General features: G+C 57.5%; 21 protein-coding genes. 1 reads left to right on the top strand and 20 read right to left on the bottom strand.

Annotation, left to right across the window (positions count from 1 at the left end; genetic code table 11):
* Window positions 1–319: 319 nt before the first annotated feature.
* The 14 genes from cysQ to NKI25_RS31455 form a co-directional block, all read right to left on the bottom strand.
* A complete protein-coding gene (gene cysQ / locus NKI25_RS31520) occupies window positions 320–1,108 on the bottom strand; it encodes a 3'(2'),5'-bisphosphate nucleotidase CysQ (RefSeq protein ID WP_353000350.1) in 789 nt (262 codons plus the stop codon).
* A 10-nt stretch (window positions 1,109–1,118) separates the two neighbouring features.
* The gene (gene cysN, locus NKI25_RS31515; protein ID WP_353000348.1) at window positions 1,119–3,056 is read right to left on the bottom strand and encodes a sulfate adenylyltransferase subunit CysN; all 1,938 of its coding nucleotides are present in this window, start codon (window positions 3,054–3,056) and stop codon (window positions 1,119–1,121) included.
* 2 nt (window positions 3,057–3,058) lie between these two features.
* Entirely contained in the window at window positions 3,059–3,964 is a 906-nt protein-coding gene (gene cysD / locus NKI25_RS31510) for a sulfate adenylyltransferase subunit CysD (protein ID WP_352843279.1), read from the bottom strand.
* 341 nt (window positions 3,965–4,305) lie between these two features.
* Complete coding sequence (locus NKI25_RS31505; protein WP_352843278.1) at window positions 4,306–5,622, bottom strand: O-antigen ligase family protein; 1,317 nt, start codon at window positions 5,620–5,622, stop codon at window positions 4,306–4,308.
* Entirely contained in the window at window positions 5,619–6,800 is a 1,182-nt protein-coding gene (locus tag NKI25_RS31500) for a tetratricopeptide repeat protein (RefSeq protein WP_352578544.1), read from the bottom strand. The genes NKI25_RS31505 and NKI25_RS31500 overlap by 4 nt, the downstream gene beginning before the upstream one ends.
* On the bottom strand, window positions 6,766–9,150 hold the full coding sequence (locus NKI25_RS31495) for a GumC family protein (protein ID WP_352846407.1): 2,385 nt from the start codon (window positions 9,148–9,150) through the stop codon (window positions 6,766–6,768). Before NKI25_RS31495 ends, NKI25_RS31500 begins: the two co-directional genes overlap by 35 nt.
* A 37-nt stretch (window positions 9,151–9,187) precedes the next feature.
* Window positions 9,188–9,976 (bottom strand): polysaccharide biosynthesis/export family protein, encoded by a 789-nt coding sequence (locus NKI25_RS31490; protein WP_352843275.1) that lies wholly within the window; start codon window positions 9,974–9,976, stop codon window positions 9,188–9,190.
* Entirely contained in the window at window positions 9,976–10,785 is an 810-nt protein-coding gene (locus NKI25_RS31485; protein WP_352578541.1) for a tyrosine-protein phosphatase, read from the bottom strand. The genes NKI25_RS31490 and NKI25_RS31485 overlap by 1 nt, the downstream gene beginning before the upstream one ends.
* Window positions 10,786–11,300: 515 nt before the next feature.
* Entirely contained in the window at window positions 11,301–11,783 is a 483-nt protein-coding gene (locus NKI25_RS31480) for a hypothetical protein (RefSeq protein ID WP_352578540.1), read from the bottom strand.
* A 278-nt stretch (window positions 11,784–12,061) separates the two neighbouring features.
* Window positions 12,062–12,535: a hypothetical protein gene (locus NKI25_RS31475; RefSeq protein WP_352843274.1), complete on the bottom strand. Its 474-nt coding sequence runs from the start codon at window positions 12,533–12,535 to the stop codon at window positions 12,062–12,064.
* 21 nt (window positions 12,536–12,556) lie between these two features.
* On the bottom strand, window positions 12,557–13,732 hold the full coding sequence (locus NKI25_RS31470; RefSeq protein ID WP_352843272.1) for a glycosyltransferase family 4 protein: 1,176 nt from the start codon (window positions 13,730–13,732) through the stop codon (window positions 12,557–12,559).
* Complete coding sequence (locus NKI25_RS31465) at window positions 13,729–14,715, bottom strand: NAD-dependent epimerase/dehydratase family protein (RefSeq protein WP_352843271.1); 987 nt, start codon at window positions 14,713–14,715, stop codon at window positions 13,729–13,731. Before NKI25_RS31465 ends, NKI25_RS31470 begins: the two co-directional genes overlap by 4 nt.
* Entirely contained in the window at window positions 14,708–15,532 is an 825-nt protein-coding gene (locus tag NKI25_RS31460) for a class I SAM-dependent methyltransferase (protein ID WP_352843270.1), read from the bottom strand. Before NKI25_RS31460 ends, NKI25_RS31465 begins: the two co-directional genes overlap by 8 nt.
* A gap of 7 nt (window positions 15,533–15,539) precedes the next feature.
* Window positions 15,540–15,737 carry a hypothetical protein gene (locus NKI25_RS31455; RefSeq protein ID WP_352692402.1) on the bottom strand — a complete coding sequence of 66 codons (198 nt, stop codon included), beginning with the start codon at window positions 15,735–15,737 and terminating at the stop codon, window positions 15,540–15,542.
* 191 nt (window positions 15,738–15,928) lie between these two features.
* Between NKI25_RS31455 and NKI25_RS31450 the strand changes: the two genes are divergently transcribed.
* Window positions 15,929–16,747, top strand: a complete 819-nt coding sequence (locus NKI25_RS31450) for a hypothetical protein (protein ID WP_352843269.1) — start codon at window positions 15,929–15,931, stop codon at window positions 16,745–16,747.
* Between the two features lie 35 nt (window positions 16,748–16,782).
* Here the strand turns inward: NKI25_RS31450 and NKI25_RS31445 are convergent, their stop codons facing one another.
* From NKI25_RS31445 to NKI25_RS31420, 6 genes are all read right to left on the bottom strand, one after another.
* Window positions 16,783–18,042, bottom strand: coding sequence for an O-antigen ligase family protein (locus NKI25_RS31445; RefSeq protein ID WP_352843268.1), 1,260 nt, complete (start codon window positions 18,040–18,042; stop codon window positions 16,783–16,785).
* A 194-nt stretch (window positions 18,043–18,236) separates the two neighbouring features.
* A complete protein-coding gene (locus NKI25_RS31440; RefSeq protein ID WP_352843267.1) occupies window positions 18,237–18,902 on the bottom strand; it encodes a methyltransferase domain-containing protein in 666 nt (221 codons plus the stop codon).
* A 186-nt stretch (window positions 18,903–19,088) separates the two neighbouring features.
* Complete coding sequence (locus tag NKI25_RS31435; RefSeq protein ID WP_352843266.1) at window positions 19,089–20,165, bottom strand: glycosyltransferase family protein; 1,077 nt, start codon at window positions 20,163–20,165, stop codon at window positions 19,089–19,091.
* Window positions 20,166–20,185: 20 nt separating this feature from the next.
* Window positions 20,186–20,968, bottom strand: a complete 783-nt coding sequence (locus NKI25_RS31430; protein WP_352846396.1) for a methyltransferase domain-containing protein — start codon at window positions 20,966–20,968, stop codon at window positions 20,186–20,188.
* A gap of 20 nt (window positions 20,969–20,988) precedes the next feature.
* Complete coding sequence (locus tag NKI25_RS31425) at window positions 20,989–22,245, bottom strand: lipopolysaccharide biosynthesis protein (RefSeq protein WP_352843263.1); 1,257 nt, start codon at window positions 22,243–22,245, stop codon at window positions 20,989–20,991.
* Window positions 22,246–22,375: 130 nt separating this feature from the next.
* Window positions 22,376–23,131, bottom strand: a complete 756-nt coding sequence (locus NKI25_RS31420; RefSeq protein WP_352843262.1) for a glycosyltransferase family 2 protein — start codon at window positions 23,129–23,131, stop codon at window positions 22,376–22,378.
* Window positions 23,132–23,139 lie beyond the last annotated feature (8 nt).

Here is a 23,139-nt window from a genome sequence, read left to right as displayed (position 1 = left end):
CAGACATAGAAATTGACACTGTAAGCTCCTCGGCTTCTTCAGTGTCACTATCTCTCGCTCATCACCTCAAGCCGCGCCAGATGGGGTCGGCTTGGCGCTTACGTTCAAGTGTATCGGTATGCAGCAATTTGGATACACCGTGTGAAGGCCCCGCAGCATCGACCGGACACGAAGCGAATCGGCCACGCCGACCCACATGTCGGCTGGATGGGGATCGTACCGCTGTGTTTACAGATCTCGAGCAGTATCTGAGGTCGCTTGCACAAGTCACTTGCAACACCCGCACTTTCGTACGGGTCTGGAACTGCGCAATCACCGTCTAGCCAAATCCAGCAGCCTTGCCGCTTGCGATAAAATGCGGGTTGGCGAAATCCTCGTCGTCACTCTGGTTGCGCTTGCCGTAGGCGAGCGGCTCACCATCCAGCGTGCGCGTCATGCCGCCGGCGGCGCGTAGCACCGCGTCACCCGCGGCCGTATCCCACTCCATGGTGCGGCCGAAGCGCGGATAGACGTCCGCCTCGGCGCCGGCGACAAGACAGAATTTCAGCGACGAGCCGACCGAGACGATCTCGGCAGCGCCAAGCGCGCGGATATAGGCGTCGGTTTCCGGCGTGTTGTGGGAGCGGCTGGCAACGACGGTCAGCGGCACCATACCGGCCCTTGCCGAAATCGGCTGGCGATCGACGATCTCGTAGTCGTCATTGATCTCGATCGTTTCCGCTTGGCCCGGCCGGCCGGAAAAGAAGCGGCCGGTGCAAGGCGCGAAGACGACGCCGATCTCAGGCACGCCATGGCGAACCAGCGCGATATTGACAGTGAAATCGGTCTGCCGTTTGACGAACTCCTTGGTGCCGTCGAGCGGATCGATCAGGAAAAAGGCGTCGCCGAGATCCGGCGCCATGATGCCGGCAGAGGCTTCCTCCTCTGCCACGCATGGAATCTCTGGAAATGCGGCGCGTAGCCCGGCAAGGATGATCTTTTCGCTCTCGCGATCCGCCTCCGTCACTGGCGAATTGTCCGATTTGCTGTCGACCGCACAGCCGACACGAAAGACACGCATCACCTCGCGCCCTGCCGCCAAGGCAAGGTGCTCGAAGACGGCGAGCATCGCTTCGTCGTCAGATACCGCCGCCGCTATCATATTGGTCTTCGGCAATGTCCCGCTCGTTCAGCCAGTGTTCCAGGGCGTCCACCATCTCCTCGGCCGATCTGCCGAGGGTCTTGAGATGGATTTCGGGCTTTTCCGGCACCTCATACGGTGAATCGACGCCGGTGAAATTCTTGATCTCGCCATTCAACGCCCGCGCATAGAGACCCTTCGGATCGCGCCTGGCGCATTCCTCGAAGGGGGTGTCGACAAACACCTCGACGAATTCGCCATCAGCCATCAATTCGCGCGCCATGCGCCGCTCGGCGCTGAACGGCGAAATGAACGACACGATGACGATCAGCCCGGCGTCGGCCATCAGGCGCGCGACTTCGGCAACGCGGCGAATGTTCTCGACACGATCGGCGTCGGTGAAGCCGAGATCGCGGTTGAGTCCGTGACGGACGTTGTCGCCATCCAGAATGTAGGTATGACGGCCGGTGGCGAACAGTTTCTTTTCAAACAGATTGGCGATGGTCGACTTGCCCGAGCCCGAAAGCCCGGTGAACCAGAACACCGCCGGCCGCTGGTTCTTCATGTCGGCGCGGGCGCGCTTGCCGACATCGAGCGACTGCCAGTGGATGTTTTCGGCGCGGCGCAGCGAATGCAGGATCATGCCGGCGCCGACCGTGGCATTGGTGATGCGGTCGATCAGGATAAAGGCGCCGGTGGTGCGGTTTTCGGCAAACGGATCGAAGGCGATCGGCGACCGCGTCGAGATGTTGCAGATGCCGACTTCGTTCATTTCAAGCGACTTGGCCGCCTCATGGGCAAAGTCGTTGACGTTGACCCGGTATTTCAGGTCGGTGACGGTGGCGCTGGTCTGGTCGGTCTCGGTGCGCAGGATGTAGGAGCGGCCGGGCAGCAGAGCGTGTTCGTCGAACCAGACGATGTTGGCGGCGAACTGGTCGGCGACCTGCGGCCGCGCCGCCGGCGATACCAGCATATTGCCGCGCGAGACCTCGACCTCGTCGTCGAGGACAAGGGTGATGGCCTGGCCGGCGATAGCCTGCTGAAGATCGCCGCCATGCGAAACGATGCGCCTGACACGGGAGGACTTGCCGGATTTCGCGACGACCACCTCGTCGCCCGGCGCAACCGATCCGGTCGCTATGGTGCCGGCGAAGCCGCGGAAATCGAGATTGGGACGGTTCACATATTGGACAGGAAACCGGAACGGCAATTCGACCGCGGCCTCGTCGACCGACACGGTTTCGAGATGTTCAATCAGCGTCGGGCCGGAAAACCAGTCTGTCCTGTCGGAACGGCCGGTAACGTTGTCGCCATAACGGGCCGACATCGGAATGGGCACGATCGTCTGGAAGCCGAGCTCACGTGAGAATCCCCCGTAATCCGCGACGATCCGTTTAAACACCGCCTCGTCGAAGCCGACAAGATCGATCTTGTTGACGGCGAGCACGATGTGGCGGATGCCAAGCAGCGAGGCGATGATCGAATGCCGCCTGGTCTGACGCAGCACCCCCTGGCGGGCGTCGATCAGCACGATGGCGAGATCCGCGGTCGATGCACCAGTCGCCATGTTACGCGTGTATTGTTCGTGGCCGGGCGTGTCGGCGACGATGAACTTGCGCTTTGGCGTGGCGAAGAAGCGATACGCGACGTCGATGGTAATGCCTTGCTCGCGCTCGGCCTCGAGGCCGTCGACCAGCAGCGCGAAGTCGACGTCGTCGCCGGTGGTGCCGTGCTTGCGCGAATCGCGCTCGAGCGTGGCCAGTTGGTCCTCGAAAATCTGCTTGGTGTCGGAAAGCAGGCGCCCGATCAGCGTCGACTTGCCGTCGTCGACCGAGCCGCAGGTCAGGAAGCGCAGCAGCGACTTTCGTTCCTGCGCCGCCAGATAGTCGCGGACGCCGTCGGTCGGGGCGAGGCTCTTGGCCATGATGTGGCGCATACTCAGAAATACCCCTCGCGCTTCTTCTTTTCCATTGAGCCGGCTTCGTCGCGGTCGATCAGGCGACCTTGCCGCTCGGAAGTGCGCGCCGTGAGCATTTCGCCGACTATCGCCTCCAGAGTGTCGGCTTCCGAGTCGATCGCGCCGGTCAGTGGATAGCAGCCGAGCGTGCGGAACCGCACCATCCGGTTCTGCACCGTCTCGCCGGGCTGCAATTGCATGCGTTCGTCATCCCTCAGGATGAGCATGCCGTCGCGCTCGACGACCGGCCGCTCCTTGGCCAAATACAGCGGCACGATCGGGATGTCTTCCTGGAGAATGTACTGCCAGATGTCGAGCTCAGTCCAGTTCGACAGCGGAAAGACCCTGATCGATTCGCCGGCGGCGATGCGGGTGTTGAAAATCTTCCACATCTCCGGCCGCTGGTTCTTCGGATCCCAGACGTGCTGAGCGTTGCGGAACGAAAAGATCCGCTCCTTGGCCCGCGACTTCTCTTCATCGCGTCGCGCGCCGCCGAAGGCAGCGTCAAACCCGTATTTGTCGAGCGCCTGCCGCAGCGCCACCGTCTTCATCACATGCGTATGGGTGTTGGAGCCGTGGTCGAACGGATTGATGTTGTCGCGCACGCCGTCTTCGTTGACATGGACCAGGAGATCGAAGCCGAGCTTTTGCTGCATCTGGTCGCGAAAGGCGATCATTTCGCGAAATTTCCAGGTCGTGTCGACATGGAGAAAGGGAAAGGGCGGCTTGGCCGGATAGAATGCCTTCATCGCGAGGTGCATGAGCACGGACGAATCCTTGCCGACCGAATAGAGCATGACCGGCTTGGCAAATGCCGCGGCCACCTCGCGAAAAATATGGATGGATTCGGCCTCAAGCCGCTGAAGGTGCGTAAGTGCGATGTTCATGGACTGCGAGCGTTCTTTCGTACCGATCCACGGAAGGGCCTGCATCGGAGGCGACCTTCAGCCGCCCGATTCAAACTGCACTTCCGGACAATCTATTCTCGTGCGGGCGTTCTAGCAGATCGTTCCGGTTCAGAACAATACAAGACAGGCTTGCGGCCGAATGGTTCGGGAATGAATTTTCCGTACGGCCAGCAAAATCGGGAAATTTCTGCTCAGCGAGCGATTGCACTTGGTAGGGGCAGGAAAATGTTGCCTGAGCCTCGGAACTCGAGAGCCAGGAGCCGGCTCGCCTCACAGCGGTCCGCCATGTTCTGGCGACGCCAGCCGTGGCGACGAGGTCGCTAGGACGAAGTTCCGATGGGAACAAACAGCTTGTCACCATTGTGATCGATCTCGATCATCTCGCTCTTGCGGCTCAAGCGTTCGGCAAATCCTTTGTGGAAGATGACGGCGTTCATATAGGCAAAGGTCATCGCCAGCGCCCCGGTTCGCAATGGGTAGTCAACCAGCGAGTGAATGAGAAGAAAAGATACCGAGAGGAATGCCGCTTTCTGCAGTGGGTCACGGCGAATTCTAACCAATGCAATCAAAAGCAATACGAAATAGCCTACCATAAGCAGGATAGCAGGAATTCCCCCCTCGAAGGTAATTTCAAGGTATTCATTGTGAGCATGATTCACATACTCCCTGAAAATCATGCCTGCTCTTTCGTATATTTGATAGGCCTTCTGGAAATTCCCGAATCCAATACCTATCGCCCAATTGTCTTTGATGCCCTCGATTGTGGTGCGCGCAAATTCTCCTCGCCCGAACGCCGGATCAAGCGCCTGTGCATCCAATTTGGTCCAGGCGCTTATCGTGTAGATCGAAAGTGCGATAAAGATCAGGAGAACGCCGAACCCACTCGCCCTCGAACGAGCTGAGAGAAAGACTACAGACAATACGGTGATCGCCAACCCGATCAGAACACCGGCGCGAGAACCGGCGGCCAAAAGAAGCAGCAAAAGCGCGATCAAGCCGAAGGATCCGGACAAGAGATGCCCGCGGAACAGACCATAATAGACGACGAAGGGAATAGACACAAAAAGCAACGCCGAAAAATGATTTACGTTGGCAAAAAGGCCGGCATTGATCGTAAAAGGCAACAGCCCGACAATAGCGACGTCGTCGGAGAGCGAATATTGAATCGCTCCCGCCAAACCATTGCAGATAACACCCATGAAGAAAAACGGAAGGAGCGCGCTGACCTGCTCGGCACGCAAACGCAATACGGCCAAAAAAAACGCTGCGGCGGCCAGAAGATAAAGCAGGCATTCGACCGTCCGGCCGACCCCTACGCTGATGAAACGAAATCGGCTTTCTCCAACCCAGGGATCTCCGAGCAACAGTTCCGGCCGCAACCCGTTGAATATGGCTGACGGCAATGGGACGATTTGCAAAACGATCAACGCCATAGCGAAGACCAGCAGCCACAGAACAGGCCGGGCGATTCTGTGGCCGGGGGTTTGCGAAAAGACGGCCGCGGCCGAAACTATCGCCGCGACCTCGATCAGAGTGTCTGTGTAAAGGCCGCTCGCAGTACCACCACCGATCAGCAGCGATACAAACAAGACCGTGCCGAGGAGATATTTATCCCATTCCGACGGACGGTCGTTCAAGATGGAAGTCTCTCAACGCTCAATTTGTGCATTATCAAGGTGCCGACATATCGAAATCGCCAGCTCTCGGCAATGGCGGCGGTCTGCAGCGTCAATAGTTGCATGGGGCAGCCAGTCGGTACGACCGAGAAGTCCTGGCTCAGCTTTTGTCGGTTATATGTACCCTCGGGGATGTTGAACCTCGCTATTTCGCCGGCCGGCCCCAAGCATTTGATCGACCAGAACAATTCCTTTGGAAGCTTCAGGTTTCGCGCAGAGGCAACGAGGGAAATCTTATACGAGCCTGGAGGCAATTGAACATATTGCTGAAGGGCAGTGTTCTTGACCGGGGTATTCAAGAACCGGACCGTTGCCCCACCCTCACCCTCCACAGCATCCTGGGATGCTGCAAATGTCACTTCCAAGCCCGATTGACCGGGAACCTGCCAATCGAAGGGCTTGCCGCTGGGGACCGGCTCGAACGTGCTGTTAAAAATGTATCCGCCTAATTTTCGCTCTTGCTCAGACAGGGTGAAAAGAAACAGCCGATAGGCTGGTTCATATTGCTTCTGACGAATATAGCCGCTGATCGCAGCTGTGAGTTCACTCGAATTCGGTGGTGCGCTTGATCCGGTCAAATCGAGCAGCAGCCGATTTGCGAAATTGATCTGCTCAGGAGTTTTGATAAGAGCGTAGATCAGACTGGCTCTCCAGGGCGCCTGCGCCCTGATGGCCGTCAGCACGGCTTGATAGCCATCGGGATTCGAGAGAATTGGCGGCATGCCCTCGGCGATCGCCGGAAATTGGTCCGGCCAGCGGCGCAGCAAGATGTCGATCTCGCCAACGGCCTTGGGCAAATCACCTGCTTCGATGTTGCGGCCAATTGACCTCTGTAGCGCATGGATCTCTGTCTTGGACAATTTTCGGGCTTGATCGAAGAGCTGGTAGGCCTCGTCTTTTTCGCCTTGCCGGTATTTGATCTCACCAATCAGGCTATAGAGACGTGCATCGGCCAAATCGAAGGTGAGCGCGCGCTTGGCCTTGGCAAGCAAGGCATCAAGATCGGTAGCATTATTCGTATCGTTCAGGTCACTGCTGATTTCAGCTGTCAATGCGTCGGTGTTGAGCGGGTCCAGCACAAGAGAAACAGCCGGTGTTTCTGTTTCAAGAAATCGACTTAGCCCGATCGAGGAAGCCACCAACACTAGAACGGATGCGACGAACCAAACGACTGAATGTCGGAGATTTTGCATAAGCGGGCTGGCTTGCTCCATCATCGACTTTGCCCTCAATCTTGGGAGTATTCGTGTCCGTCCCGTAGTTGTAGTACTGATAGTTCATGTATTTGTAGGCGTAGTTGTAGTCGAATTTGTTCACCGCAAACTTTGACATCGCGGCTCCCACCACGTTTGCGCCAGCAGCTCGCAGGCGCTTCAACGCGGTCTTGGCCGACTTGCGTGTCACCTGATTTGTCGAGATGACCATCAATGTGCCTTCGGCAAGCCGGCTGAGAATAGGAGCGTCCGAAAGGCCGACGATCGGCGGCGCGTCGATGATAACAAGATCGAAGCGCTTGCCGAGATTGGTTACTATCAGAGCCATCTTCGGTGAGGAGAGCAGATCCGCAGGATTTGGAGGGATTGTTCCCGAAGTTAGAACGGTCACGTTGGGATATTTCGTCGCCCTGAAGATGCTCGCCAGATCCTCCTTGCGCACGGTATTTGTCAGCAGATTGCTTAGCCCGATCGTATTGTCGAGACCAAACAGGCGATGAAGATTTGGTTTACGGAGATCGCCGTCGACAATGAGAACCCTTGCGCCGAGTGCTGCAAAATCTTGTCCGAGTTTAAACGATGTGGTCGACTTGCCTTCCGAAGGCTCCGAACTCGTGACGACCAGCGATCGTGGGGCGCCTTCCGCACCGGAAAACTGTAGCGATGTTCGAAGCGAACGATAGGCTTCCGACAGGCCGGACTTCTGATCGGCAATACTGGCCATGAGTTCCCGGTCATCAACGAGCGGCAAGATGCCGAGCATTGCCAAGCCGAGCTCCTTTTCAACCTGTTCGGGATTGGTGAAGGTGTTGTTCAGCAGTTCAATGACATAAATGACAGACGCGCTCAGAGCCATGAAAAGGGCCAGCGCGATTGCAAGATTGATGCTCAAGCGCGGGGAATATGGCCGATCCGGCAATGACGCGAAATCGACGATTGCGGCACTTTGCGTCTTGAGCTCGGAGCTGACACCAACTTCGTTCAGTTTGGCGATAAGGTTGTCATATTGCGACCGGTTCGAATCGACCTCGCGCTTGAGAATTGTGTATTTGATGTTCTTGTCGTTGAAGATGACCTGCTGCTTTTCCATCTCAGCAAGTTTGGACTTGAGATCGGCCTCCTTGTTCTGCGCCTCCTGATATTTCAGCCGCAGTGAATCCGTTATAGCAAGCACGCCGTTGTTATAGAGCCGCTGCAACTCCTTGATCTGGGACTGAAGCTGCTGCATTTCGGGAAAACCGGGCTTGAGAATGCCCAGCTTCTGCTGGTACTGGCTGGTCAAATCCGCCAGTTTTTCATTGAGCTTCTGCAGACCTTCGCTTTCCAAAACTGGGGCCAAGCTCGAACCGCGACCTTTATCTATCTGGTCCACAACACGTCCTGCGTCGAGACGGTCCTGGATCGCTGTCGCAAGGGCGGTATTCAGCGCCTCGATGTTCGATCCTATCAGCGACTTGTCGTCGCCGGTTATCGTGATGCCGGCATCCTTCGCGTAAGCGACCAGATCCTCTTCCGATTTCTGGAGCTTCTGCTTCACCTGCAGAACCTGTTCCTGGATGAACTGTCGTGCAAGGTCGGATGTTTCGCTGGTCTGGTCGAGGCGTTGGTCAATAAAGCTTTGCGCGACCTGGTTGGCGATATCGCTTGCATATTTCGGCTTCTGATCGACGAAGGTGATCGATAGCAGGCTCGTGTTGGTGACCAGGTTGACCGTGAGGTCGTCCAAAACACGCTTGATAGCAATTTCCTCGCGCTCCTCTGGGGTCTTCTCCTCAAAGGAAGGCGATTTGGAGATACCGAACGCGCGATAGAAAATATTGCTGAGGGAAAAGGCTGGCGTGGGAAAAAGGAAATCCGGCTTTTCGCTGAGACCCAGTTGAAACACAACACGCTGCGCCAATGCGCGGCTTTTGAGTTTTTCACGTGCGGTCAGGAAAGCCCGCACGTCGGCATTTTCAGAAACTACCTCGATGTCCTGGAAGACCTTGGCCGAAGGGACCAGCACTTCCAATTGCGTCGTTGCCTGGTATTTCGGCGTCTGCATCATCGTGATGATGACACCGGCGACAAGCCCGGCTGCCGCCATAATGACGAACAGCCACCGATACTGGACGACGTAGAAGAGCAGCTTGAGCGGATTGAAGCCCTGTTCCTGCTCCGAATAATCGCGACCGTAAGGGCTGTAGTTTTGCCCGCCGTCATAATAGAGGTCGGCGGACAAGGCTTGGCCATGTCCTGGACCTGCAATTTGATGCTGCCTGTTGCGATCGAGCATGGTGCGAAGTGATCCTATTCGACTGACCGGCTACGAACTATATCCCAGGGATGACGGCAATTCGCGCGGCACTGGAGGCTATGCCTAGCGCGTCCTTGAGATTGTTCACGGCAATCTTCGATTTTGAGGCAAAGACGACGACCTTGTCCCCACCGTAGATCCGCGGGTTACGGACCTTGCCGGCACGAATTTCCTCCACGTTGTAATTTGCGACCAAGGTATTCTGGCCGATATTGCGATAGACGAAGACCTTGCTTGCGTCCCCAACCGGGCTGAAATTTCCTGCCAGAGCGATCGCGTCCAGAAGCGAGGAATTACTCGTTACCGGAAAGATACCGGCCCTGTTGACTTCGCCATCGACGGTTATGCGCTGCCCAATCGACTCCTTTACGAAGATCGTCACATCGGGTGACTGCAGGTAGTTGGCGCCGTAGGCCGTCTCGATCTCTTGCTCCAGCTGACGAACGGTTTTGCCTGCCGCGGTAATGGTTCCGATAAGCGGAAGCGATATCTGGCCGCTGGAGTCGACTTGAACTGTTCGGCTCAAATTGTCGACCTGGAATACATTCACTTCGAGCACATCGTTCGGAGACAAAGGCTGCTCGTTGCCGTTCTGGGTGTTTTGCGGCGGAGGCAGGTCCTTCACCACTTTCAGCGCGCCGCCGCCTGAAAGTGGCGTCGATGACGACGTCAATTGCAGCGCATCCACCGCACTCGAGGAAGTAGGTGTCGTCGACGAGGTGCTCGTGCATGCCGACGTTGCAAGCGAAGCTAGCAAGACGAGTGCCATGCCTATGTGGCTTTTTGCCAAATGAAAAATGCCCATCACGCGGTCCCGCCCTTGAATAGGCGGCCCAATCCTCCAAAACGGCCGGCGTTACCGGCGGTTGGGTTTTTCGGACGTGCTTTTCCGATCGGCTCAATGGGCCGGTTCGCCAATATTTCGCCTGGACGCTTCAACACCATGTTGCGGGCCTCGTCTTCCCCACATCGCTTGGCAGCAGCAGCAACCGCCTTGGAAAGCCCAGGACGGCGGCGCGTTGCGCTATGAGTATCCGATGCGATGATATCCACCCTGCCCTCGTCAATCAGCTTTTCCGAATAATAAAGCGCCGTGCGTCCAAAAGCACCAACAATCGAGTCCGCGGTAAGCTGAATGAGGCAGCCGACCGCATTCAACCTCTCGATAACGTCGTAATTCGTTTTGATCCAGGTCAAACGCTCCGGATGAGTAAGAATCGGGATAAAGCCGGCATTTATCAGGCGTAGAGCAAGATCCTCCATTCGTGGAGGTAGAACATGATGCGGCGGTTCGAACAGAAAATAGCGCGACCTGTTTAAGGTTGGCACGCTGCCCGCCGCCAATTGGTCCGGAAGATCCGGCGCTATGTGAACGTCTGCACCGACGTAGAGAGCAAGTGGTATTGCGGCGCCGCGCAATGCCTGGTGCAACTCTTGAACCGCCCGAACGATGTTCGATGTTCCGTTTTCGTATACGCCGGGCGTCACGTGTGGCGTGCACGCCATATGGGTCGTTCCGTCGGCCACCGCCAGTCGAGCCATTTCCAGTGATTCGGCAAGACTGGGCGAGCCGTCGTCGAGGCCGGGCAAGATATGGGAATGTAGATCGATCATGGGCGTTTGTGACTGCAGCGAAGCAACGTGGCGACGTCATCCCCAAAAAGTATAAATGCGTCATCCGCAAGACAGCGAATGACGCATTTGTCAAGTTCATGCGATACGATGGATGCTAGGTCCCGGCTACTGGCGGACAGAGTCGTCGTCATCATGCAGGCCGATGATCAGCGCCGCACCGGCGGCAAAAGCTGCGCCTGATGTTTCGAGCGCTACACACATGCCGCCCTTCCGCAGGATTGACCTTGATCGTCGCGTTTGCCGTATCCGAAACTTGCACCAACACGCAGCAGCAACAGATTGCGATTCGACCATCTTGCCTGGATAGACCGGCACTTCGCCCCTCATCCCGGCATGTTCGCCAGCCTCAGACATCCGCATGCCGCCTTGGCTTAGGCGACCCGACCGACGCGACACCAGCATACACGCCAAGTGCGCTCCACCGCCAACAACAGACACACAGCAGAAGCGCCATACGCCTCTGCTGCCGTTGCCTTATTTACTACGCGGTCAACTTAGTCGCTAACGGCGTGGCCGTGATCTTTGTCCGCCGTTGCAGCCAGAACACCAGCCCCAAGAGCCATGCCGCCAAAAATAAGGGCCGGCGTGTAGTTGGTGCTGTTGGTATTGCCCGTCTGGGCGGTCTTCTCAGAACCCAAGACATTGAGGCAGATCTTATTCTCGACACGCGAGATATCGAGCGTCGAATTCGCCGGGACGCTCACATTGCAGCCACCAACCTGAACCGAAGCCGAGCCCTTGGAGCCAACCACGACACGGCTGCCGAAATCAAGCGCGCCGCCCGCTTGCGCCGGGCCGTAGCCAGCCACCTGCGAGATCATCACGTCGCCATTGACGCTGCCGAGCGATCCAATCGGATTTACGCCGTTATAGGCGGTTGCACAGGTGCACGACCCATCCTGCGCGAAAGACGACACCGGGGCGAAGCCGGCCAACACAACAACTCCGGCCAACGCACTTTTCAAAACTAGGTTCATCCGCATCAATCCTTCTGTCCCACGTTACCTGAGGCCCACCCAACCGCTAAGGTACTCAAAAGCGCGTAACAGCTTTCTGCGCCAATTCCAACCCATTTCGCAAATGCGAGATAATTTTTGGTTTCGGTGTGGTTGATTGAACACACCATTAGAAGATCGAAATGTATCATCTTTGCTGTCGGCCGCAATACAGCGCGTTTGCCAGCGAGCCAATCCGGCGTTTCTTGGGGCGCTGGCGTCACCTTCGTTTCGACGGCTACGCCACGGGTCCGCAGGAGCTACGAGCCCGGCGCGCAAGGTTTATAGGTCGAGCCCGCCTGCGCGGGCTGCCCGCACAGAATGCCTGCCTCGACGAGCTTCGCAGCCAGATCCGTTCCGCCCAAGGTGAGACACTGCACGACGACGGCGTCACGAAATTTTGGCGCGACATTGCCGTCGCACGGTGTCCCCAAGCCTACGGGTTTGCATGTCAATGCGAGTCCTTGATAGTCCCGGCGCATGGCCTCGGTGACCATGACCCGCATTGACTGGGGCTTGGCAAATGCGACGCCGCACAGCACGATCTTGCGGCCGGCGACCCGCAGATCGTCGATTGATTGGACGTCAAGCTTGCCATCGAACGATGTGAGGACTTCCACCGGCTTCGGCGCCGGTGCGCGAATATTTGTTCCCTTGTTGATGACGATGAAAAGAAAGCCGCCCGCAAACGCCAGCGCTATGAATGCAAGTGCGGCTACCTTCCCGACCGACAATTCCCACTCCCGATTGAACGATCAACGCGCGGCGGTTTTGGTCTTTTCAAATAAGGCAAGGAGTGCTGCCGCGTAACCCCGTCGGCGGAGCTGTTGCCGGCCTTGCAGCACGGCGATGCTGTCGCGGACAAAGCGTGGGCGCTGCCCGATTTCGAGCAGACGCTGCGCCAGGGCTTCCGCATCGTCAGGCGGGAAGAAGAGCGCGTCCGGAGCCTGCTCGCGATGCAGCCGGATGTCGGACAGCAACATGGGCGCACCCAGCGATTTCGCCTCTTCAACGGTGGTCGACCATCCCTCGAAGTGGGAAGGATTCAAAAGACAGTCTGTCGCACCGATCAGAGCAACGACATCCTCATAGGGGATCAATCCGAGGTGTCGAAAATGGCCTTCGAGCCGATGTGCTTGCGCAAGGCCCATCAGATGCTTGAACAAGGTCGGATCGCGTGGATCCGTGGTGCGCCCCGTCATAATTATTGGCGGCAAGGCGTCCAACGCTCCGAGCCGGTCTATATGCCTCAACGCCTCGACGACCACTTTGTGATTCTTGTGGATCCAAAACTGGTTGGGCAGGAAAAAGAAGCGCTCGGGCAGATCATGCGCCAGGCGTGCAGCTTCGGTGCGCGCCATGACGGCGCCTGGATCGACATCGATGGCGAAGCGCACGACGGCGGTCTTGCCGCGCGAGGCCGGGTAGAATGTTTCGCAATCGGCGAGCGCATCCTCGCTAGACAGCATTATGGTGCGGTTGCCGGACGTCTGCAGACGGAACCCGAGATCTCTGCGCCACCAGGCGCGACGCGGAAACAGATGCGGCAGGCGACGGTGCTGAAAATCCGGAATCCAGGAAATGACCGGTAGCGGAAATCGGTTGCCGAACCACTGAGCGACTTCAAACACAAGATCGATGCCGTGCGCGGCGACAAGATTCGCAAAAGCCCGATCGCTTCCGCCAGCGAGTGCGATCAGCCCTCGCTTGCCAAGCCCGGCGCCCGTGACCCGGTCGTCGACGATGGCAGGCGCGGCCAACATGTGATCAAAGGACGTGCCAACGCTCGCATGCTGCTCGGGCGTCAAAAACAGCTTCGCCTGAACCTTGCCGCCCAACTCCGAGGCGATGACGCTCAGCATGTTGCGCAGATAGGATTCGCCGCCGGACCAGGTTCCACGGCCGATAAGCGTGAAGCCGACGGTGATCAAGGCGCGAAGCGTCGCAAATCGCCGACCGGCTCGCCGAGAACCTCGGCGCGATACCAATCGACATATCCCGCAATGCCCTTGCCGAGCGGCATCTGCAACCGAAGTCCCTCCGGGACGCCGGAGGGATCGGAGATCAGATTGACAGGGTCGCCCGGCCGGGATTCTCCCGAAAACGCGAGGCGATGCTTCCCGCCCCAGGCTTCCAAGACCATCCCGGCAATCGTGCTGACAGACGCGGCGGCGCCGGCACCGCCATTATAGACCGCGAAGCTTGCTGCATTGGCGGGCAAGACGCGATGGATCAATCGCACGACATCCGAGACATGGTGCCAATCCCGCATTTCCGCTCCGGTGCCACCAAGCACAATGTCGGTTTCGCCTGCCGCGAGCCTGCCGCAGAGGTCCCAGAGAAGTTGCTTGCGCAGCCCCTCGCCGTAGACAGAGAAAAGCCGTGCCACCGAGACCGGCTGCCCGTATGCCGCGCAGTATGACCGGCCGAGTTCCTCCACCATTCGCTTGTGATAGCCATAAGGGGAATAGGGATCGAGCGCGGCGTCGACCCCGATCGGGCCGAAATGGCCGCCGCCATAAACGGCAGCGGAGGATGCCAGAACGACGGAGGCATCCGGTGCGTGACGACGCAGGAAATCGAGGACACAAGCCGTGGAACCGACGCTTTGTTCAAAGTCCTTCAGCGGCTCGGCAATCGACCGGCCTACCGTAGAGCCGCCTGCCAGGTGATATACGGCTGCCGGGCGACCATATGCGGCCAGAGCAGCGCCCATTGTTTCCGCGGTCACGCCGCCGGAAAAAAAAGCGCCGCCAGTTGCGATGGCGAACCCAGGCGCTTCGCTTCGGCCGAAGCCAAGGACAACGTGGCCCTGCTGGGCAAGAAATCGCGATAGGTGCAGGCCGATGAAGCCACCGGCTCCAGTCACCCAGACGGGCTTCGCCTCGTTCAATTGCGCCACCAAATCAGCCATTCCCTTGCTTATGGCAAAGGAAAGACACCAGCCGCCCGGGCCGACGGTCAAGCAGTGCCGCAGCTCCGGCAACGGCACCGAAGGGTAGCGGGGACAAAGTCAGGCGCGCGAGCCCCGACAGGGGACCGAAGGCCGCAGCGAGCCTCTCGCGAATTTCGGATGCTGTCATCGGATCATAATTCACAACCGATTGGAAAGAGTTCATTTCACGATCGATCGTCAGCCCTGCCCCTTCGAGAGCAGCGCGGTAGTCTGCCAGCGTGAAGGCATTCTCCCCGCCATAGAGATGATGCAACGGATGAGCGCGCAGAAACGGTTCCAGTTGTTTCGGTCCGGAAATCACATGGTCGCGCAACGACAGGAACGTCGCGCCATTGCGGGCGAGCCGCACAACTTCGCGGCAGAATGCCGGCAGGTCATGCGCATGATGAAGCACTTGCCTGGCAACGACCAGATCATAGCCGGCGGCGGACAACGGAATAGCTTCGCCGAATGCCTCGATCACATCGATGTTCGTGCCTGTCTTCTCAGCAAGCGTCCGGATTGCAGCAGCACCGACAAGTGCACTGGCATCGGGCTCGACAGCGGTAACCGACCAGCCCTCGCGCGCCAGGGCATAGGAGAGGATGCCGTTGCCGGCGCCGAGATCGAGAGCACGGCCGGCCTTGCGCGGGATCATGCCGCGAACCGCCTGAAACTCCGCACTTTCGTGGTAACGCTGCGCCGCGGCGACCGGATCATCGAAATAGGCGGCGCGGGCGAGATCCTTCATCGAAGGCTCGCTCATGCACCAGCGGACGGCATCTTCCCAAGTCATGGCCATTTCAGGCATCGAGAGAAACCACGTGCTGAATGATCCGCGCCGGATGTTCGGCAACTGCGTGAGGCGGCACGTTCTTGGTCACAGCGATCTCGATCTCCTCGTCAGATTTGTCAGATGCGTCCACAACAGCCGCCGCGAGGCCCAGATTGGCGCGTGCAGCAGCGCCTCGGTCATAGGCTTGCGTGCTTCGCTCGTCCACTGTTCCACCGCGGATAATTTCCGGCCGCTAAGAAGCACGGCCTGCCCCTGTCACCCTGCGACAATGCATCCCTCGTTCACCAGGACGTTGTTCGAATTTTCCAGCTACGCTACCGTTTCTAGTTCAGGTCATGAGGAATTCAATCCATGCGATTTTCACCAGCGCAAACGTTCGCGAATTGGCGAGGCCGGATGCGCAACGTCTCGTTTTTCAAGTCTGTTTCCTGTGTGATGTGCCTTTTGGCCGGCACGTGGCCCGCATTGCCGCAGGCACGCCAACCGTTCAAGGTTTTCGAGACTTTGCTGTTTGAGAACGGGCCAAAAGATTTCCGCTCGTTCGGCCTGGACCATCTCACGATTGCGGATCCACACGTCCTGGGATTGGACGTACCGAATGCCAACCAGGTGCAGCAAGCTCTAGAACTGCCAAGGAGCAACCATTTCCTGGTGATCGACATCGAAAACTGGCCGTTGGAAGGCCCCGATCAAGCATCTTCAATTGCTAAATATCAACAAACTTTGAGCGTTTTCAGAAGGGCAGACCCGAACGTCAAGCTCGGCTTCTACGGCGTCATGCCGATCAGGGATCATTGGAGAGCGATCGGCCATGATGGTGCCGCGGCTCAGGAGGACTGGAAGCAGCAAAACACCAGGATCGCCTCCGCTCTTGTCCCCTACGTCGACGCGCTGTTTCCATCCCTCTACACGTTTTATGGGGATCAGGATGCCTGGATAGCCTATGCGCAAGCCAACATCGGCGAAGCCCGACGGGTCGCGCAAGGAAAACCGGTTTACTGCTTCCTATGGCCGCAGTTTCAAAAGACCCTAGCTTTCCTGCCCGGCGACTTCTGGTATGCTCAACTAGACACTTGCAGAAGATTGGCAGACGGGATCGTCATCTGGGGTACGATGCGTGGCGGTCTAAGCGACGGGCCAGTAAAATGGGATGAAAAAGCCGAGTGGTGGCAGGCTACCTTGAAATTCTTGAGCGAGATTGACGAAGCGCAATAGTGCCGAAAAAACGGTATCGCAAGCGAACACGCATCTCACTTCCGAGCGGCAACATTACTCGCTGCCCAACCCTCACCGGGCACAGCAAATCGAGCAGGGGTACCCCACGCCATGCGCCGCTGCGACCATTGGTCAAATGACCTCATGGCATTGACACGGAAAATCAAGACCGTAGCGACGATCCAGAGGAATGCTGACCCCCAAAGGGATCCGGAGAACTGCGCGCCGACGATGGCTTGCGTGGCCAGAAGCGGCAAAAGCACCAGGCGTTTGTCGGCTAGGAATTTTATCGCCATTCCCAGTTTAACGAAAACCGGGATAAATATTGCCATACCGAGAAGACCAGCCGATTGAAGGATCTCCATGAACATATTGTGGGGGTATACGAACAGAGGCAATTGCGTGCCCCAGCCAAACAAAGGGCTTTGCTGAAACAGTCCCCACGAGAGCGAAATCGATCCGAGCCGTTCGGTGGTCGAATTGTCTTTCCCGATCACCGTCAGATGGAATTTGTCGAGCAGCGGCGTTATGTCAGTGATGGCCAACGCCAATACCGCTCCGGCAACAAACAACAAGCACACGAGCATGGTCGTGAAATTCGGACGGAGTAAGGGAAATAAAACGATACAACACCCCAAAGCGACAAGCGGCCCGCGGGCCGCCGCTAGATAGATAGCGACTGCCGAGGCAGACACTACACTCAGGATGACAATCTTTATGATCTTGCTTTGATCAAACCTAAGCAGGGTGTATGACGCTAGCAGTGTAGTCAGGCCGGCATGACCTACGGATATGGGATTCAATCTTTCGAAATAAACACGATCCGTCGTATCGACCAGCACCGCATTTGAACCACTGTATTGGAGCCAAACGATACCCGCCACACTCAATGCGCCGACGGTGAAAAGTGCCCACGCCACGTTGATCTCCGACCACGTATTTGTCGATAACGCCAGAAGAGCAGCTGGCACAACCGAAGTGATCAGGGCAAATACGAGCGCGTCCGACGCTCCATCTATGTTGTAATCGGCATCGATGCCGAGTTTTGTTAGGTAGAGCGCGGCGAAGGCAAATAGCCACACATCCCCGAATCGCCACGCCTTGTGCCGGTCCGACCAAAAAAATGCGATGCCGCTTAGAGCAATTACCAAGATGCGGAAGGCGATCGATAATTTTGCGTCCTCCCGCCCCGTAGCAGACGAGAAAACTCCTATTAGTGGATAGCCGGCAACCGCCAGGGCGAAACTCCAGGCCCATAAGTCCTTGTAGATCGGAACGTGTTTGCTGATGTACATGGGGCTGGAGGTTCACTAGTTAAACGGCAACAGCGATACCATGCCTTGTCGAGTTGAGACAACCGTTGGCACCGGCCATCATACATGTTGGCTAAAGTTGCCGTTAAGCTTGATCCGGTAACACGCCGCGGTTCTCGGGCAACCGAATGCCCAAATGGAATTTGCGAGCCGGCTTCCGCGCCGTAGCGGTCGAGCTACTTCCACAAGTCCATGATCATGGACAATGGGCGTGGGCGGCTCGCGACACGGGGGTCTCTATATGAAGTGCGCAGCACCCGTCCATATGATTCGTCGACGGGCTTGATGATCGCGTTGCCGTCCGGATCGTAACCTTCAAGCACCTCCCACTTCGAGAATGGACTTGCGGCTGCGAGTGCAGCGACGCTTTCGTACGTCGGGAACCACAAATGCCCGCCGCCGGTGACGACGCCATTTTCATATCTGCCGCCGCCGACAGGGTCGAATACGAACCGATCGCCATCCTTGACGGACCGATCCCGGTAAACATCGAAACGATAATCGGGCACGCTCATCCGGAACAATCCGCCCGGCTTCAGCACGGTATGGATGTACGCAAAAATCTGCGGCAGTTTCTCGTACGCTACGTGTTCAAAGACATCCTCCGATTGATAAATATCGATGCATTCCCTTAGCGGCATCGGCTGCGTCACATCGTGGTTGATGTTGCGAGGTGACGGGCTGTAGGGCGTCAGTCCGATATGCGTATCGAACTGAGGGAGATTGCGTGTCAGCCGCCCCGCGTAGAGCTTGCCGCACGATCGCGCATCGTCCCAGGTGGCGATACGAAACCCGAAGGTTGCCAGGCGCCGTTCGACCTCGTCGGCAATTTTTCCATACATGTGCGTATCTCCAAAAAAACCAATCGTCTGACAAAGGCTCGCCTCCCACGAAGGAGCCTCAAGGGCCGGCTATGACAAGAAATCCTGCAGGTGTTCAGAGCAAGCATACCAAAAATTCGTTGGCACACAGAGGATTCCCAGCCATCAAAACACAACGTCGCTGTTGGCCGTGAAGTCAATGGGCGGCTAGGCCAGTTCGACAAACCGCTCGAATTGGCGCTGCTTGCTGTATTCTTCACGAATCGCACGGTTGCCGGCCCAGCCGATCCTGTCCCAGCTCCCATCGTCCAGCCGCTGCTCAATTCTTTTCAAGACGTCTTGCGGCTGCTCGTAGACAATCATGGTTTCGCCATCGCGCATCGGCCCGGGGTAGTTACCGGAGTCGGAAACCAGCAGAGCTCCAGCTCCCATCGTTTCGAAACAACGCATGTTGCCACGATCCGGGCCTGCCATATCGATCGAGGCATTAATCACGACCTTGGCCCTTCCAAGCTCTGCATACATGGCGCGACCGAATACGGGAGGCGCGCTGACCTTCCGGATCGCAGGCGGGCGGCGCACCGCGTTCAGCGGACCGAACCAGCCAAGCGGCGTCTCCGCGAGCGGCGTATAGCGTGACAAATGCAAATGAAAGACAACGTGGCGGCGGCCGGCAAGACGCGCGACCGTCTCCAGGATCTCCCGCCGACGCTGGTGGTGGCGACTATAGCCGCCGAAGAACAGGACATCGATGTCTCTGTTCCGATTCGCAGCCACTCTATCGAGCTCCGGGTCGTGAGCCGGAAAGAAGTCCCCCGTCCTGGCGCCCTGCTCTTCCCAGATCTGTCGCATGGACGGAAAGTTGCAAAGCACGAGGTCATAACCAGAAAAGTCGATCTTGCCTGGTGCGGCGCGCCAGGCAATCTTTCGTTTCACGTGCCCAGGCAAGCGGCAAACAAAAGCGGCGCCGTAACGAAATGGGTCGAGATTGTAGAAGACGTCTGTCTTATGATGCTCGATCTGGGCAAGAAGGATGTCTTCCAATGGCGTGTCTTCGCCAAGCCCGTTTTCGCGTGCCCACGCCCGCTGCAGCGATTCGTCATCGCCATTCGTAAAGAACGCCTCCGGATGACGGTCGAGCACCGGCAAAAGGATGTGCGCGGCGCCGTAGCGATCGTTCAGAAATACGTCCTTCTGCTGCTCGAATCCGCTGGTGCCGCCGACGAGATCGGCCAGCCGCGGTTGATAGACAGGATTGATCCCGGAATTTTGAAAAAGTCGCATGGCCTCGTTCTTGCTCGCAGCTAGTCTGCGGGTCTTATGGCGCTGATGACGAAACCTGAACAGAAGATGCGCCAGTTCAAGGCCGCACAAAGGTTCTCGAATAGAGCGACGGAAACATAGGCAGGCAGAAAGAAAGCGAAGTAATCGCTGGCACGGTAGAATGGCATGACGTCGATCTTCGCGAATCCTTGCTGCCGAAACACCTTTGCCATACCTGAGGGCGAGCAATGGTCGAAAAAGGCCGGATACCCGGTAACGCCCACCGCCGACGGTCGGAGGTACGGAATCAGCCATTTTTGCATGACTGGCCCGACGAGCCGCAGCGCGATCGAATAAGGATGCCATTTCGAGGGCATGTAGTGGTGCATCGCACCGCCTGGCCGCAATGCGGAAAACATCGAGTCCGATGCGGCTTTGTTGTCCGGCACATGCTCCATCAACGTGATGGAAATAAGCATATCTGCCTCGACATTGACCGGCTGCTCGATCGACTGGACGATAAATTGATCGTAGACGGTATAGCAGTCAGGCCTGTCCTCGATATCGAGGCCAATATAGCTAAAGCCGTGACCGCGTTGCAGAAGTGGCCGGTCGATCCCGCCGACCTCCAGGATCGCGGAAGGCCTGAGCCGCGCAATGTCGTCGGCGATACGGCGCTCGAGCTCCGCTTTGTAGGACGGGGCGCCGAAAACCCTGGGCAAGCGGCGTTCGAGCCAGGCGGCGCCGCTCCTGTTCCAACCGATAAACCTCTTGAGAACCACCGCACCACCCTTCGTGCCAACAGTTTGATTGGGAGACAGCATTTACATTGCTATCCTTAGATTCATGCCATTACCCGTTCGCTCATCTCTGCCTGCAGACTTACCGCTCTCGTCGCCCGGTCGCAAAATGCCAAGTGAAGAGCATAGCTGACGGCAGTTGCCAGACCATACCAGACCATGACGATTGCTGGACTGCCGGGATCCACCCACCAGACCCAGCCGAAGACACACAGCGTAAAGACAAACCGGCTCAGTTCCCAGGTGAACTGAAGCGATTGGCGATCGACAACGACAAGAGTCATGGTCACCGCGATTGCTACGAAACGCATGTATGCGATCGGAAATCCGATGGCACACAGTTTTCCGGCTAGTGCCCAGTCTGTTCCAAAGATGAGGGGAACCACCTTCGCCGAGAGCAGCATTCCCAAAATCGTTGGCAAAAGGCCGACGGCAAGCAAGTAGAGGAGCGAACGTCGAAATGCGCGATTCAAGTTCCTTTTGTCAGAGCGATAGAGCGTAGAGAATTCCCCTGTAAAGACTTGCGAGATCGCCATCGCGATGATCCCGACGGGCATCAAAATGAACCGCTCTACAAGTGCGTACTGTCCCGCAACTGTGAGGTCGAATAGGGCAAAAAAGGCAAACGGTACGATAGCCGCGCTGAGCGCAGATAGAAGGGCTCCCGGGAACGTGAGGAACCCGAACTTTTGGAAGCGAATTGCCGTAATTTTCATTACAGGAAAAGAGGCGGGAGAGATCAACGTTCCCCAGAGCTTGCCGCTACCGAGGAGGATGGAAATACTTCCGACTACTCGTCCGAACGTGTCGGCCAGAACGAGGCCAACTCCTACGAAAGACAGAACGGCACATCCAAGTGCACCGACCGAGAAACCCACCGATTGAGAGATCTTCGAACGTGCACTGAGGCGGTAGTCACGTTCGCGAATCGGCAAGTAGCTGAGCATCTGATAGATTCCCGCGATTGCCATCGCGGCTGGCAAAAAGAAGAGAATGCCCTTCAAAGATGATGCGACGCCTGGCATCCACAAGTCGACGATGCCGGCGACAAAAAGTGCAATGATGCTGGTCAACACGCAGAGCCGAAATGTTAATTTCAGCAGGTTCTCCAAAATCGGCCCCGGTCTCGCGCTTAGGATCGCCAATTCGTAACGGAAGGCGACAAAGATGACCGCTACGTTCAGTATGGAAACATAGATCTGATAGCGACCGAATGCTTCCGCATCGTAGAGTCGTGTAAGCGCGGGCAGAACAGCAACTGCAATGATCTGTGCAATTACCGACCCCGACAGGACCGTCAAGATGCTTCGAAACATTCGGCCTTGCCAGGTTTAGAGGAAGCGACTGATTGCACTAGGCCGGTCCGCCCCGCTGCAAGTGACGAGAAGTCGCGTGACTAGCTTCCTCGCGGCAGAAGACAGCACACCTCGCCTAGCGTCGCCGCGCGAAAACGAACTGCCGGATTTTCCGCGCCGGTTTGGCAATCAGCGCATAGTCGACAGCGCCGGAGCCGAGCCAACGGCGCCTGGCACGCAACGCTTCGAGGTTGTGCCCGATATGCGAACGGAAGCTCCTTGTGCTGGCGCCCCCGACCATCATGTCGACGAGGACCTGATCGATTGTCGCGATCCTGAAGCCATGGAGCTCGACGGCCCTCAGCATCCAGTCGTAGTCCGAGGAGACTTTGAGCGTCAGATCGAACGGCCCGTTCTTTTCGGCAACGGCGCGGCGGACATAGAAGGTCGGGTGGGCAGGCATCCAGCCGGAGCGGAACCCATCGTGGGGTCTTGGCTCTGCTCGCCAGCGGCGGACCACTCGCTTGCTTTCATGGTTTTCAACGAAGTCGAGGTGGCCGTGGACAATATCGCTTTCAGCAAGCGCCTCGCTGATCTTGCCGAGCACGGAAGCGTCGTGAAATACATCGTCCGCGTTAAGGGCCCCGATCGCCTCACCCGTGCAAAGTGCCAGCCCTTTGTTCAACGCGTCATACATGCCGCGGTCGGGCTCGCTGATGACCTGCAATCCTTGCCCAGCATAGGAGCGGACAATCGCGAGCGTCTCGTCGGTCGAGGCACCGTCGACGACGATCAGTTCCTTGTCCTCGTGATCCTGGGCAAAGAAGCTGTCGAGCGTATGACGAATCGTCGCCGCCGAATTCCAGCAGACCGTTAGAACGGAAATCTTCATCTTCGCGG

This window comes from Mesorhizobium sp. M0808 (assembly GCF_040320025.1).
GTDB lineage: Bacteria > Pseudomonadota > Alphaproteobacteria > Rhizobiales > Rhizobiaceae > Mesorhizobium.
The sequence above is the reverse complement of the archived record's forward strand: the minus strand, read 5'-3'. Positions and strand labels throughout refer to the sequence as shown.